This is a genomic window from Kordia sp., from assembly GCF_045105435.1.
Taxonomy (GTDB): Bacteria; Bacteroidota; Bacteroidia; order Flavobacteriales; family Flavobacteriaceae; genus Kordia.
Window position 1 is genome coordinate 15,444 of record NZ_JBGCDL010000059.1, and the last position, 15,314, is coordinate 30,757.

Consider the following 15,314-nt stretch of genomic DNA (forward strand, 5'->3'; position numbering starts at 1 on the left):
TTTGAAAAACATTACCAACCTAATAACAAAAAACACCAGAAATGCGCTTGTCGTATTCGTTTTGTTATTTAGCACCATACTAACGGCACAAGAACCGACAACGCCGCCAGACTCAACGAAAACGGGTTATGCAATTGGAAAAATAAAATTAAAAACTCCAAAAAGCATTGTCTCGAAGTATACCTATGATCCAACTATAGATCGATATATTTATACGGAAACAGTAAGTAATTACGATATTCGTTATCCGCTTATGCTAACGCCTGAGCAATATCGTAAGTTGTTGCTAAAAGAAAGCATGAAAGGGTATTTTAAAGAAAAAATAAGTGCAATTTCAGGAAAAAAAGAAGGTTCCGAAGATGCAATAAAAAATTTACTGCCAATATTTGAAATCAATTCTAACTTCTTTGAATCTATTTTTGGAGGAAATACCATTGAAGTAATTCCGCAAGGTTCGGTAGCAATTGACTTAGGAGTGCGTTTTCAAAAAAATGACAATCCTGCTTTATCTCCAAGAAACCGAAGTAATTTAAGTTTTGACTTCGATCAGCGAATTAGTCTAAGTTTATTAGGTAAAGTTGGTGAACGATTGAAAATTAACGCAAACTACGATACAGAATCTACGTTTGACTTCCAAAATCAGATCAAATTAGAATTCACGCCAACAGAAGATGATATTCTACAAAAAATTGAAGTTGGTAATGTAAGTATGCCGCTTAACAGTTCTTTAATTACAGGAGCACAAAGTTTATTTGGTGTAAAAACAGAACTACAATTTGGAAAAACACGTATCACAGGAGTTTTCTCAGAACAACGTTCGCAAACAAGAACCATTACAGCACAAGGTGGCGGAACCATAGAAGAATTTGCATTATTTGCATTAGACTATGATGAAGATCGTCACTTCTACCTATCACAATACTTTAGAGATCGTTATAACACAGCCTTGGCAAACTATCCGTTTATCAATACGCCAGTTGAAATTACAAGAGTAGAAGTTTGGGTAACCAACCGATCTGCACAAACTCAAAATGTGCGTAACATTGTAGGTTTGCAAGATTTAGGAGAAGCAGATCCAAGTAAAACAAGAATTGGCCCTGTGGGAGGTTTCTTTAACTCCGCAGATCTGAACGCATTTCCTGATAACGAAAACAATAACTATAATCCAGAAGCTATTGGTACAGGTTCAGCACTTTCAGAATTAGTGAGAGATGTTGCAACCATTCAACAAGGATTTACAGGTGTTACATCAACCGCACAACAAGGATTTGATTATGTATATCTTGAAAATGCACGTCAATTAAACCCTAACGAATATAAATTACACACAAAACTTGGGTACATTTCGTTAAATCAACGATTAAGTAATGATGAAGTATTGGCAGTTGCGTTTCAATATACCGCAAACGGTCAAGTATTTCAAGTAGGTGAATTTGCAAATGGCGGAATTGACGCAACACAAGTTACCAATACAGATGCAGATGGAAATGCAACAGAAATTCAAAATCAAAACTTAGTAGTAAAACTTTTAAAAAGTGCAATTACGGAAGTAGATGATCCAATTTGGGATTTAATGATGAAAAATATCTATACGACGGATGCATATCAGTTAAGTCCAGAAGATTTCAGATTAAATATACTATATACAGATCCTTCGCCAGTAAACTACATTACGGCTGCAGAAGGTTCTGTAACAAACCCGCCAGCACCACTTCCAGCAGATGTTGAGGATGAAATATTACTAAGAGTCTTTAATTTAGATCGATTAGATATTTATCAAAATCCACAAGCAGGTGGAGATGGTTTCTTTGATTATATGCCTGGAATTACTGTCGATCAAGAATTTGGACGGATTATATTTTCTACGGTAGAACCTTTTGGAGAATTTCTCTTTGAAAAATTAAGAAACTCCGCTGGGGAAGACTATGACGATCCAACTAACTACAACGGCAACCAAGCAAAATATGTGTACAGAGCCATGTATGAAGAAACCAAAACAGGTGCTTTGGATGATGCAGAACTCAATAAATTCCAATTAAAAGGACGTTACAAATCGCAAGGTGGAGACGGAATTCCACTTGGAGCTTTCAACGTGCCAAGAGGTTCCGTAGTTGTAACTGCTGGTGGACGTGTATTACAAGAAGGAATTGACTATACAGTAAATTATCAATTAGGACGTGTGCAAATTTTAGATGAAGCCTTAAAAGCTTCTAACACACCAATTGATGTTTCTGTAGAAAATAACTCATTATTTGGGCAGCAAAACAAACGATTTACAGGAATTAATGTCGAACATCAATTCAACGAAAATTTCTTAATTGGAGCTACTTACTTAAACTTGAACGAGCGACCAATTACACAAAAAGCAAATTACGGTCAAGAACCTGTAAACAACTCAATTTTCGGATTTAACGGAAACTATTCTACGGAAGTGCCATTCTTAACAAGATTGGTAAACAAACTTCCTAATATAGATACAGATGTACCATCAAACCTTTCGGTTCGTGGAGAATTTGCATACCTATTGCCAGGAAGTCCAAAAAATGCAGACTTTTTAGGGGAAGCTACTGCGTATGTAGATGATTTTGAAGGTGCGCAATCTACCATAGATATCAAATCGCCATTAGGTTGGTTCTTAGCAAGTACGCCAGGTACATCCGGAAATAGCTTAGGAGATAACTTAGGAGGTGAATTTGGAAACGATCAATTAGAATACGGTTACAATAGAGCAAGATTAGCATGGTATACCATTGATCCAATATTTTATGGAAACCAAGCGCCAGGTGAAATTTCACCAACAGATGTATCTACCAGTGAAACACGTAGAATTTTTGTAGATGAAATATTCCCGCAAACGGATATTGCTCGTGGACAAACAACGGTTCAAACAACATTAGATTTAGCTTATTATCCAAGTGAAAGAGGTCCATATAACAACAATCCAAACTTTGCTGGACAAGCAGATCAAGGAAATTGGGGAGGAATTATGCGCCCTGTAACTACAACCAACTTTGAGCAAGCAAATGTAGAATATGTTCAGTTTTGGTTATTAGATCCGTATTTTTCTTCTGGAAATACTGCAAGTACTGGTGGAGAATTGGTCTTAAATATTGGTAATATTTCTGAAGATATCTTAAAAGATGGACGTAAGCAATACGAAAACGGATTGCCAGAAGCCGATGCAGTAAACCCACTAACTACAGAAACAGCTTGGGGACAAGTACCACAAACACAATCATTAGTATATGCGTTTGATTCGGACGATGCCAACCGACAAGTACAAGATATTGGTTTAGATGGATTAAATGATACCGAAGAAGCTGGAAAATATACCAACTATGCAGCAGAAGCCGATCCGGCAGCAGATAACTATCAATATTTCTTAGATGCAAACGGAGATGTATTAAACAGATACAAAAACTTCAATGGTACGCAAGGAAACTCGCCAATTACGGTAACTGATGCCAACAGAGGTTCTACAACGGTTCCAGATGTGGAAGATATCAACCGAGATCAAACAATGAACACGATTGATAACTATTTTCAGTTCAGAATTCCAATCAATCCAGCAATGGGAACTGCAACAAGTTACATTACGGATGAGCGTACAAGTTCAAGAGAAACAGCTGATGGAACAGTAATTGAATCGCGTTGGGTACAATTTAAAATTCCAATTACAGATTTCTACAAACAAGATACGGACGATAAAATTTCTTTAGACGATTTAAGAGCCATTCGTTTTATACGTATGTATATGACAGGATTCAACGAACGAACCGTACTTCGTTTTGGAACACTTGATTTAATTCGTGGCGATTGGAGACGTTACAGCTTATCATTACAAGAAAACGGTGACGATCCGCAAGATGGTGCCGATGCTACCACACAATTTGATGTAAACATTGTAAACATTGAAGAAAACTCAAACAAATTACCAATTGGATATGTAATTCCGCCAGGAGTTGTGCGTGAACAATTAAACAATAACAATACGGTTGTACGTCAAAATGAACAATCACTCGGAATGGTACTGTGCGATTTAGAAGCAGGAGATTCGCGTGGTGTATTCAAAAATATTGACATTGATTTACGACAATATAAAAACTTAAAAATGTTTGTCCATGCAGAATCACTCTTTGGACAAACGCAGCAACTTGCCGATGAACAGGCAGTTGCATTTTTGCGATTTGGAAATGACTTTACACAAAACTATTACCAAGTTGAAATTCCGCTAAACGTTACGGCAGATAATGAATCGTCACCAGAAGACGTATGGAAAAACGAATTTGACATTCCATTAGCATTGCTAACACGAATAAAAGCGGCAAACTTTGACAACACAACTGGTGCTACAGAAGCAGCGTATTACAATGAAAACGCAGAAGCAATTGTAAATCAATTTGCGCCGTATGGAGCAGATGAGCGTATGCGTATTGCTATAATTGGTAATCCGACGATTGGTCGTGTTCGTTCATTAATGGTTGGTATTAAAAACTCCACAGCTACAGGTTTAGATGCTACAGATACACCTGTTGGTGGAATTCCAATTTGTGGTGAATTTTGGTTTAATGAATTGCGTTTAGCCGAATTAGAAAACCGAGGAGGTTGGGCAGCTGTTGGTTCGTTAGACGCAAACATAGCTGATTTTGCAACAGTTTCCGCAACAGGAAGAATCAGTACGGTAGGTTTTGGAAACATAGAACAATCGCCAAATGATAGAAGTAGAGAAGATATAAAGCAGTATGATGTTGTAACCAATGTGAGTTTAGGGCAATTACTGCCGAAAAAATGGGGAGTCAAAATTCCGTTTAACTACAGTATTGGAGAAGAAATCATTACGCCAGAATTTGATCCGTTCTATCAAGATATTCGTTTGGAAGATCGTTTGGAATTAGCAGATACGCAAGCCAAAAAAGATAGAATAGAAGAAGAAGCGATTAGTTACACCAAACGAAAAAGTATTAACTTTATTGGTGTTCGTAAAGAAAGAGGCGCAGAGCAAAAAGCACGTTTCTATGATGTAGAAAACGTAACGCTATCCTATTCATACAACGAAACAGAACACCACGATTACGAAATAAAAGCGTTGCGCGATCAAAATGTACGTGCAGGATTGGATTATAACTTTAACTTTCAGCCAAAATCAATAGAGCCTTTCAAAAAAATGGATTCTGTATTTACTGGAAGATATTGGAAATGGTTAAAAGACTTCAATTTTAATCCGTTACCGACAAGTATTTCATTAAACTCAAACATTACAAGAAGTTTCAACGATCAAATATATAGAGATCCATTATTGCCAGATGCAGAAGTGGATAACTTACCGCGTTTGCAACAACGTAATTTCTTATTTGATTGGTCGTATGCAATTAATTACAACCTAACGAATTCATTGCGTTTCAATTTTACAGCGGCAAACAATAATATTGTCAACAATTTCTTTGATGAAGATGGAGACATCAATGAAAATTTAGGTATTTGGGATGGTTTCTGGGATATTGGAGATCCAAACACGCATACACAATCATTACAATTAACGTATGACATACCGCTAAACAAAATACCAACATTTAGTTTCTTAACAGCTTCCTATAGTTACACAGGAGATTTTAACTGGCAACGTGGTTCGGATGTATTGCAAGAAGTATCAGGCGAACGTTTAAATACCATTCAAAACGCAAACACGCACAACTTGAATGCTACTTTAGACATGACAAAATTCTACAAGCACATTGGTTTTGTTAGAAAGCGTAAAGGAAACCGTAAAACAAATCTTCGTTCTAGAAATGCACGTAAACCAGGAGTTCCAGGAACTGAAACGGCAAACAAAGACAAGAAAAAAACACCTAGCAAATCAAGTGTAGGAACAAAAATATTCAACACGGTTGTAGATGTTGTTGGAAGTGTAAAGCGAATCAATATTAGTTACTCTGAAAATAATGGTAAGGTATTACCAGGATATACACCATCTATCGGATTCATCGGAACTTTAAAACCATCACTTGGATTCGTATTTGGTAGTCAAGCTGACGTTCGATATGAGGCGGCTCGACAAGGATATTTAACTGAATTTTCAGAATTCAACCAGCAATTCACACAAATTCATAACAAAAACTTAGACATTACGGCAATGGTAGAGCCGATGAGAGATTTAAAAATTGATGTTGTTGCCAATCGTAACTATTCAGAAAATTTCTCAGAACAGTTCAATGTTCAAAACGGTGAATACATATCATTATCGCCAAATGGTGCAGGAAATACCTTTGGAAACTTTGGGATTTCAACACTATTAATAAAAACAGCTTTTAAACAAAGTGACGCAGAAAAATCGGTAACATTCCAAGAATTTGAAAATAACCGACAAATTATAGCAAGACGTGTAGCAGTTGCTAACGGACAACCGTTAACAGATACAGACAATGATGGTTTCCCTGATGGATTTGGAAAAACCAATCAAGCCGTATTATTACCAGCGTTCTTGGCAGCATATTCAGGACAAGATGCAAATGATGTAAAATTAGGAGCGTTTAGAGATGTGCCAATTCCAAACTGGACCATAAAGTATACAGGTTTAATGCGATTAAAATGGTTCAAAAAGCGTTTCAAGCGTTTCTCATTAGCGCACGGATATCGTTCAAGCTATACGATCAACTCGTTTAGAAACAACTTAGATTATGATGCGGCAGATCCGTTTGGAAGTACAAATTTAGATCAAGGAGGAAACTTTCACAATCAAAATATATTCTCTAATATCAACTTAGTAGAGCAATTTAACCCATTGATTAGAGTTGATCTTGAAATGAAAAGTTCAGTCAAAGTACTGGCAGAAGTAAAACGCGATCGTGCTTTATCTTTAAGTTTTGACAATAACTTACTTACAGAGGTTTCTGGAAACGAATATATAGTAGGATTAGGATACCGTTTCAAAGATGTACGTATTGATACGCGAATTGCAGGAAAGAAAACAACGCTAAAAGGAGACTTGAATTTAAAAGCCGATTTATCATTACGAGATAATATCACAATCATACGTAGCTTAGATTTATTTAGTAATCAAGTTACGGCAGGACAAACATTGTGGTCGCTAAAATTCACAGCAGATTATGCATTAAGTAGAAACCTAACGGCATTGTTTTACTACGATCATACATTCTCCGAATTTGCAGTATCTACTGCATTTCCGCAAACTACAATTCGATCGGGAATCACACTTCGATACAATTTTGGAAATTAACAATAACAGAGGTTGAAAACTTAAATAGAAAAAAGTATTTTTGCTCAAATAACACTAAATAGCTTATAAAATGAACATACCAGCAGAATTAAAATATACAAAAGACCACGAGTGGATAAAAATTGAAGGTGATGTTGCAACTGTAGGAATCACTGATTTTGCGCAAGGAGAATTAGGAGATATTGTATATGTTGATGTGGATACCTTAGATGAAGAAGTAGATAAGGACGAAGTTTTTGGAACAGTGGAAGCTGTAAAAACGGTATCTGACTTATTTATGCCACTTACGGGAGAAGTAGTAGAACTTAATGAGAAGTTAGAAGACGATCCAGAATTGGTAAACAAAGATCCGTATGGAGAAGGTTGGATGATCAAAATTGCGATCAAAGATGCTTCAGAAATTGAAGGTTTGCTAGATGTAGAAGCTTACAAAGAAGTTGTTGGTGCGTAAATATATCTTTTCCGCTGTAGCTGTTGGATGGACAATCTTAATTACAATTTTAAGTGTAATAAAAGTCAAAGCTCCTGAAGGATTGCACTTTTCGTATGCAGACAAACTTGTACACGGTGTAATTTACTTTTTAGTTACCGCAGTTTGGTTTTTTGCTTTTACGAGAGGAATCACTAATGAAAAATTGCAGAAGAACGCCCTAGTAATTAGTGCTGTTTTTGCTTTTGTTTATGGAGTGGTTATCGAAATAGTTCAAGAAACATTTATAGCGTCAAGACAAGGAGATTGGCAAGACGTACTTGCCAATACAATTGGTACAATAGTTGCAATAATCATCATAAAATGGTTTATTGCTAAAGATAGAAAGTTAAAAACGCAGATTTAATTGTTATTTCTGCTAATAAATAATTAAATTAGCAACCATTAAAACTATATTATTATGGAAGCAAAAAAGAATCCAGAAGCTGACTTAAGAAAAAATAGTCTCTTTTATTTAGCCTTAGGTTTGGCATTAGTGACATTCCTTATTTGGCAAGGTATGGAATGGACAGCTTATGACGAAGTTGCAAAAGAGCAAGAAGTAGAAATGCTTGAAGATCTTGAAGAAGAGGTGGAAATTACAATGCAACAAGAATCAAAACCACCACCACCACCACCACCAGCTCGAGAAGTTATTGAAGTTGTAGAAGATGAAGAAGAAGTAGAAGAAACAATAATTGAATCTACAGAAACATCTGAAGAAGAAGTTATTGAAGAAGTTGAGGAAGTTGAAGTAGTAGAAGAAGAAGAAATTATTGAAGATGTACCATTTTCAGTAATTGAAGATGCACCAATTTTCCCAGGTTGTGAAAAATATAAGAGTAAGGCAGAACGAAAAAAATGTATGTCTGAAAAAGTGCAAAAGCACGTAAATAGAAAATTTAACACTGAACTAGCTTCTGATTTAGATTTAGAAGGTGTACAAAAAATCTTTGTTGTATTTAAAATTGACAGACAAGGAAATATTACAAATGTGCGTTCAAGAGCGCCACATCCAAAATTAGCTAAAGAAGCTGAAAAAGTAATTAAGAGTCTTCCTAAGATGAAACCTGGTAAGCAAAGAGGAAAGCCAGTAGGTGTAAACTACACGTTACCAATCGTTTTCAAAGTACAATAAGTTAAGAAAACATTAAAATATATAGAAGCCTGAGCATTTTGCTCGGGCTTTTTCTTTTTGGTACGTTTATTGATGTTAACACAACATTAACATTAAAACCGATTAATATGAAAAATGCAAATCACAAACACGATGTGAGTGCGAATGGTGTACAAGAAAGTCACCTTGCCAAAAAGAACGACTTAAAAGGCGCAAAAAATTCATTACTACGATTCTCAGTTAGCCTCATGCTGAGTTTGTTTATTATCTACACGATATTTCAAGTACAAGTAACAAATGATGCTCCAGAAGTGGTGCAGCTTGATGATGATCTTCTAGTAGATGATATGACGTATGTGCCTGTCTTTAAAGAAGAAGTAGTTCTGGTAAAAGAATTAAAACCTGAGCCAAAGGTGGAAACAAAAGTTATCACTGACAAAGTCGAAGAGGTTAAAAATGATCACAAAGATTTAGTGGAGACAGTATTGAAAACTTCTGAAGAGCCAAAAGAAGTAACTTCACTTGTTGATACTAGTACTGTTGATGTAATTGATGAAGACATCGATAAAGAAATCGAAGTTCCTTTCGCTTTTATTGAAGACGCACCAATTTATCCAGGGTGTGAAAAATACAAAAGTAAAGAAAAAAGGAAAAAATGTATGTCTGAGAAAATTGACAAGCATATTAAAAGAAAATTTGACGCTGACTTAGCAAACGAATTAGGATTAGATGAAGGTGTAAAACGAATCAATGTATTATTCGTAATTGATGAAAACGGAAACGTAACAGGAATCAAATCAAGAGCAGCACATCCAAAACTTGAAAAAGAAGCAGAACGTGTAATACGATTGCTTCCTAAAATGGTGCCAGGAAAACAAAGAAAGCAAAGTGTAAAAGTAAAATACACGCTACCTATTATGTTAAAAGTTGACTAAGGAAAGTTGCAAGTAATTTTATCTTGAACTATTTTTTTTGGAAACAGAAAAAGGCAAGATAAGTTCAGTATATAAAAAAGGAAAACCGAGTTATTAACTCGGTTTTTTAGGTATACTTTCTGTGACATATCATTACATTAACATTAAAACCGATTATTATGAAAAATGTCAACTTAAAGCCATTTGTAAATGTTACCAAGACTTACAAAGATCATTTAATCAGAAAGTACACTACAAAAGTACAAAAAACTAATGTATAGAGCTTTTATTAAGCTGAATTAATGTCATTTATCGTTGTATATTTCTTTTTTTTAGACGAAAAGGGGTAATTTTCTGTATTTTTCAGAAAAAAACAACGAAAAAACAGCTCATTTTTTTTTGAATGCTATCAAAAATGACCACATTTTTTAAGAATCTAACATCATAACAAGGAGGAATCAATCAATTTTTGTGAAAATATAGTATCTTTCGCATTTATAAATCCTCAAATATGCAGCGACTCAAAACGTCCATTTGCCCACTCATATTTTTAGTGTTTCAATCCGTATTCGGACAAACGTCTGATGTCGATTATGAAAAATATCCTGTATTTGCAGCATGTGAAAATGTAGAAATTGCAGCGCTAGAAAATTGCTTCAATACGACATTACGATCATTTATCAATGACAATTTTAAACAACCTGAAATTATCAGTAAAGAAAACTATACTGGAGAATTGGTCGTATTATTTGAAGTTACCAAAAAAGGAGCGTTTAAAGTATTGTATGTAGATGCTGTTTATGAAGAATTAAAAACAGAAATAAAACGAGTTTTTGGATTATTGCCTACTATAAGACCATCAACATATAGTGGGAAACCAGCATACATACAATTTACGATGAAGCTAGAAATTCCACTAGGAAGTGTGGAAGCTATCGAAATCCCAAAAACAATTGAAGAAAAAGAAAACGCATTAGAAGCTGCTGCAAAAACAGAATTTGACGCGGTAAATGCCGAATTAGAAACATACAAAGACGAATTGTATGATAGCAACTTAAACATTCCGTTTTCGCATGATATGTATTCGTACTTCGATCGTCAAGTGAATTTAGTTGGCACCAACAGTCATACAGCATCAAAACCTTTCTTATACAATACAGTTTCCAACTATTACGATTTCAATGCGCAACAAGCCAAACTCAAAAAAGAGGCTTCTTCTTGGGTTGGACGTAAATTATGGAATGAACATTTAGTAACCGTTAAAGGAAAAAACTATTGGTTTGTATTAGATCCAATCTTAGACTTGCAACTCGGTAAAAATACAGGAGGCGAAGTCGATTATACATACAACAATACTAGAGGAATTCAGGTGCAAGGTGGTTTAGGAAAAGGATTCAATTTTTCGGCAACTGTATTTGAAAGTCAAGGTCGATTTGCTGATTATTTTAACAGGTATGCTGAAAGTATCCGACCAGCAGGAGGAAATCCAGCAATCATTCCTAGTCGCGGAATTGCAAAAGAATTCAAAACAGACGCGTATGATTATCCCGTTGCAGAAGGATATATTTCCTATTCGCCAAACAAAACGTTCAATGTGCAATTTGGCCATGGAAGAAACTTTATCGGAGACGGATATCGCTCATTATTCGTAAGTGATGCGGTAAGTCCGTATCCATATCTAAAGCTAAATACGTCTTTCTGGAAAATAAAATACACAAACACTTGGATGTGGCTGCGTGATGTGCGACCAGAAGTAAATGAAGATGGTGCATTCTTAACAAAATACATTGCCAATCACTTTTTAAGTTGGAATGTTTCCAAAAAACTAAATATTGGTTTCTTTGAATCGGTAATTTGGAAAAACGATAACAATCGCGGGTTCGATATTAACTATGTAAACCCAATCATATTTTATAGAGCTATCGAATTTTCTACAGGTTCGCGTGCAGGAAACGCAATTGTAGGATTGAGTTCAAAATACAAATGGAATGACAATGTAAATTTTTATGGTCAATTTATTTTGGATGAATTCTCTCTAAATGATATCAAAGCAGGAAACTTAAGTTGGAAAAACAAATTTGGTTTTCAATTAGGGGCAAAATATTTCAATGCATTTAAGGTTGATAATTTACTGCTTCAATTTGAGTTCAATCAAGTGCGTCCGTATACGTATTCGCACAATGAAGTTGCTACAAATTACGGGCACAACAATCAGTCATTAGCGCATTTATGGGGTGCAAATTTTCGTGAAGTTATCGGAATTGCACGTTACAACCGCGATCGTTGGTACGGAAGTGCAAAACTAATTTATGGGCAACGCGGTTTGGATTTTGATCCAGCAATTGATAATGCAAGTTATGGAAGCAATATTTTTATTGATAATGACAATAGAATTGGCGATACAGGAGTAGAATTACTACAAGGAAATAAAACAAATGTGCTTATTGGTGACTTAAATGTTGGTTATATAATAAATCCAAAAACCAATCTAAAAGTCTTTGCCAATGTTACTTACAGAAGTTTCAATCCGGATGCAAACACCTTAGTTGATTTTAAGGAAAACACAACTTGGTTTAATTTTGGAATTCGCACTGATATTTTTAATTGGTATTTTGATTTTTAACACTGATATTGCGTTTTTTTTATTAAATTTGTTAAAGCCTCGAAAAAAAATAACCACAAGAAACATTACTTTCTTGTCCGCCCAAACCTATAACTAGTATGATTAAGCCGTTTTTCATCTTACTACTCATTTTGCCGTTTATTTACTTAGGATATAAGTCGCTCGACTTAGCTGTTTCTAAACGTCAAACAGATCCAAATTATACTGTAAAAGAGTATCCTGTATTTATACTTTGTTGTGCTTTTTTCTTAATTGCGGGTGTTATTGTAGTAAACTATGAAATGTTACTTAGCTTTTTGTAGGCTTTTATAAAAAGTCTTTCTTAAAACTTCACCAGAAATAAACCAATCACCATACCCTAAATCGTCATACTTTTTAGTAATAGCATTGTTTTGCGTTACTTCTTCTTCGGTTTTGCCAGCTTTAATCTCTGCAATAACTTTTTTTTCAATGCTTTCTAGCATTTCCAAATACAATTTTAATGCTGCTTTGTTCGATAAATTTCGGTGTCCAGGAATAATCTTAGTATCATCATTAATAACCAATAATGCTTTCTTAATAGCGGCAATATATCCTTGTGCGCTTCCGCCAGAATTCAAATCGATAAACGGATACTTTCCTTGAAAATAAGCATCACCAGTATGCAATACATTACTTTCGGTAAAATAAACCATTGCATCACCATCAGTATGTGCTTCGTGAACGTGGAAAATAAAAATTGATTCGTCATTAAAAAAGAAAGAAACATCTTTTGAAAATGTAACAACAGGCAACGCTTCTTTCGGAGACGCTTTTTTAGTTGTATTGCGCTCTTTATTAAATTGGTCCATGCTCATGCGCTTTCGTACATTTTCATGTGCTACAATAACAGCGCCTTCCTTTTGCATATTTTTGTTTCCTCCAGTATGATCGCCATGCCAATGTGTATTAATCAAAAACTCTACGGGTTTATCCGTTACACTTTCAATTGCTTTTAAAATCTTTGGTGTCAAATGCGCAAACTGATCATCAATCATAAAAACACCGTCTTTTCCAACAGAAATTGCAATATTTCCACCTTGTCCAACTAACATATATACATGATCTGTGACTTTAGTAACTTTAATTTGAACCGCTTTCTTTTGGGCAAATCCAACAGAAGCTGTAGATGCTAAAATAATAGTTAGGATACTTTTTAAAAATTTCATTTGATTATTTTTTTGATTAACTATGTTTGATGGAATTCGTCAGCATTCAATTCGTTCCAATTAACGCATGGTTTCGGCGTATTTCTTACGAAACATTTCAATCAATAGTCGTGACAAAACACACTTCCTTTCCAAAGATAAAAATAGAAAAGTAATAACTATTTATAAAAGCCGTAAAACTCTTTGAAAATCGTTGCATACAAAGGATTTGTATTCTATCTTTGCAGGAATTTAGCAAGGTTGATGAAAACTGCATTGAACACACTCAAAAAAACATACTCATTTGCTTCAGTAATTGAAGATTTTAAACAACTTACAAAGGTTGGATTAGCAATAAGCGTTGTCTTTTCTTCATTAGCAGGATACTTATTGGCTGTTGGTGCAGATGGTTTTAGCTTCAAAGTACTGAGTTTATTGGCTGTCGGTGGTTATTTTATGGTTGGTGCTTCCAATGCGTTCAATCAAATCATTGAAAAAGATTTAGATGCAAAAATGGATCGTACCAAAGACAGACCTGTAGCTTCGGGTCGTATGTCGGTCACAACAGCATTCATAATTGCTTCGGTTTGTACTATAGCAGGAATTGCAATCTTATATATTATTAACCCAAAAACAGCCATGTTTGGCGCAATTTCTATATTTCTGTACACATGTGTATATACGCCTTTAAAAACAAAAACACCTTTAGCGGTATTTGTTGGTGCATTACCAGGAGCCATTCCGTTTATGTTAGGTTGGGTTGCAGCAACGAATAGTTTTGGTATTGAGCCAGGAATTTTATTTATGATTCAGTTCTTTTGGCAATTTCCACACTTTTGGGCAATTGGATGGTTTTTATTTGACGATTATAAAAAAGGCGGATTCTTTATGTTGCCAACAGGCAAAAGAAACAAAGCAACCGCATTACAAATTATAATGTATACAGTTTGGTTAATTTTAATTTCGATCTTTCCAGTTTCTGGACTTACGGGCGAATTAAAATTATCAATAGTAGCAGCTATTTTAGTATTCATATCCGGAATTGGATTGTTGTATTACGGAATCCGATTGTACAAAAATATGGATAACAAATCTGCGAAAGCATTAATGTTGGCAAGTGTAGGATACATTACGCTAATGCAAATAATATTTGTGGTAGATAAATTTTTACAATAAACTATGGATTTAACGCAAGGAACATTTCAAGAAAAGCAGGCGAGATCAAAAAAAATGATGCTGTGGTTTGCTATCATTAGTATGGTTATGATGTTTGCAGGACTTACAAGTGCATACATTGTAAGTCAAGAACGTTCAGATTGGCTAAAAGATTTAGTATTGCCAACCGCGTTCTTTTACAGTACTTTGGTAATTATAGCGAGTAGTGTTACATTTCATTTGGCAAAAACTGCTACCGAACAAGGAAAATATAGTCCTGCAAGAACCTATTTAATCCTCACATTAATCCTGGCAATTGCATTTGTAATTTTGCAATTTGTAGGTTTCAATGAAATCATGGCGGATAAGTATTTCTTTACAGGAAAATCAAGTACAGTAACAACCTCTTTCATCTATATCATCACCTTAACGCACTTGTTACACGTTGCTGCTGGTATTATAGTGTTGTCGGTTGTAATTTATAATCATTTTAAACAAAAGTATAAACAAGGGCAAACACTTGGTTTAGAACTAGGTGCAATGTTTTGGCATTTCCTAGATATATTGTGGGTCTTCTTGTTTTTATTTTTATATTTCTTAAGATAAGAAAAAAGCGTAAATTTGAACAATTTTTTA

At 34.9% G+C, this 15,314-nt stretch carries 10 protein-coding genes; 9 read left to right on the forward strand and 1 reads right to left on the reverse strand.

From position 1 onward, the window contains the following. Position 1 precedes the first annotated feature (1 nt). The 7 genes from sprA (at position 2) to AB8B65_RS02820 (ending at position 12,659) form a co-directional block, all read left to right on the forward strand. Positions 2 to 7,234 carry a cell surface protein SprA gene (sprA, locus tag AB8B65_RS02790; protein WP_405299326.1) on the forward strand — a complete coding sequence of 2,411 codons (7,233 nt, stop codon included), beginning with the start codon at positions 2 to 4 and terminating at the stop codon, positions 7,232 to 7,234. Positions 7,235 to 7,304: 70 nt separating this feature from the next. Further along, positions 7,305 to 7,685 carry a glycine cleavage system protein GcvH gene (gcvH, locus tag AB8B65_RS02795; RefSeq protein ID WP_405299328.1) on the forward strand — a complete coding sequence of 127 codons (381 nt, stop codon included), beginning with the start codon at positions 7,305 to 7,307 and terminating at the stop codon, positions 7,683 to 7,685. Beyond that, positions 7,678 to 8,070, forward strand: a complete 393-nt coding sequence (locus AB8B65_RS02800; RefSeq protein WP_405299329.1) for a VanZ family protein — start codon at positions 7,678 to 7,680, stop codon at positions 8,068 to 8,070. Before gcvH ends, AB8B65_RS02800 begins: the two co-directional genes overlap by 8 nt. 54 nt (positions 8,071 to 8,124) lie before the next feature. Next, on the forward strand, positions 8,125 to 8,841 hold the full coding sequence (locus tag AB8B65_RS02805; protein ID WP_405299331.1) for an energy transducer TonB: 717 nt from the start codon (positions 8,125 to 8,127) through the stop codon (positions 8,839 to 8,841). A gap of 107 nt (positions 8,842 to 8,948) precedes the next feature. Then, positions 8,949 to 9,755, forward strand: coding sequence for an energy transducer TonB (locus AB8B65_RS02810; RefSeq protein ID WP_405299333.1), 807 nt, complete (start codon positions 8,949 to 8,951; stop codon positions 9,753 to 9,755). A 490-nt stretch (positions 9,756 to 10,245) separates the two neighbouring features. Continuing rightward, positions 10,246 to 12,357, forward strand: a complete 2,112-nt coding sequence (locus AB8B65_RS02815; protein WP_405299335.1) for a gliding motility protein RemB — start codon at positions 10,246 to 10,248, stop codon at positions 12,355 to 12,357. A gap of 98 nt (positions 12,358 to 12,455) precedes the next feature. Next, positions 12,456 to 12,659 (forward strand): hypothetical protein, encoded by a 204-nt coding sequence (locus tag AB8B65_RS02820; protein ID WP_405299337.1) that lies wholly within the window; start codon positions 12,456 to 12,458, stop codon positions 12,657 to 12,659. Here the strand turns inward: AB8B65_RS02820 and AB8B65_RS02825 are convergent. Continuing rightward, complete coding sequence (locus AB8B65_RS02825) at positions 12,642 to 13,544, reverse strand: MBL fold metallo-hydrolase (RefSeq protein ID WP_405299339.1); 903 nt, start codon at positions 13,542 to 13,544, stop codon at positions 12,642 to 12,644. The two genes, AB8B65_RS02820 and AB8B65_RS02825, sit on opposite strands and share 18 nt — an antisense overlap. Before the next feature lie 243 nt (positions 13,545 to 13,787). On the opposite strand from AB8B65_RS02825, the gene cyoE reads away from it, so the two are divergent. Both cyoE and AB8B65_RS02835 read left to right on the forward strand, forming a co-directional pair. After that, a complete protein-coding gene (cyoE, locus tag AB8B65_RS02830) occupies positions 13,788 to 14,699 on the forward strand; it encodes a heme o synthase (protein ID WP_405299341.1) in 912 nt (303 codons plus the stop codon). Positions 14,700 to 14,702: 3 nt separating this feature from the next. Beyond that, positions 14,703 to 15,284 carry a heme-copper oxidase subunit III gene (locus AB8B65_RS02835; RefSeq protein WP_405299343.1) on the forward strand — a complete coding sequence of 194 codons (582 nt, stop codon included), beginning with the start codon at positions 14,703 to 14,705 and terminating at the stop codon, positions 15,282 to 15,284. Positions 15,285 to 15,314: the final 30 nt, after the last annotated feature.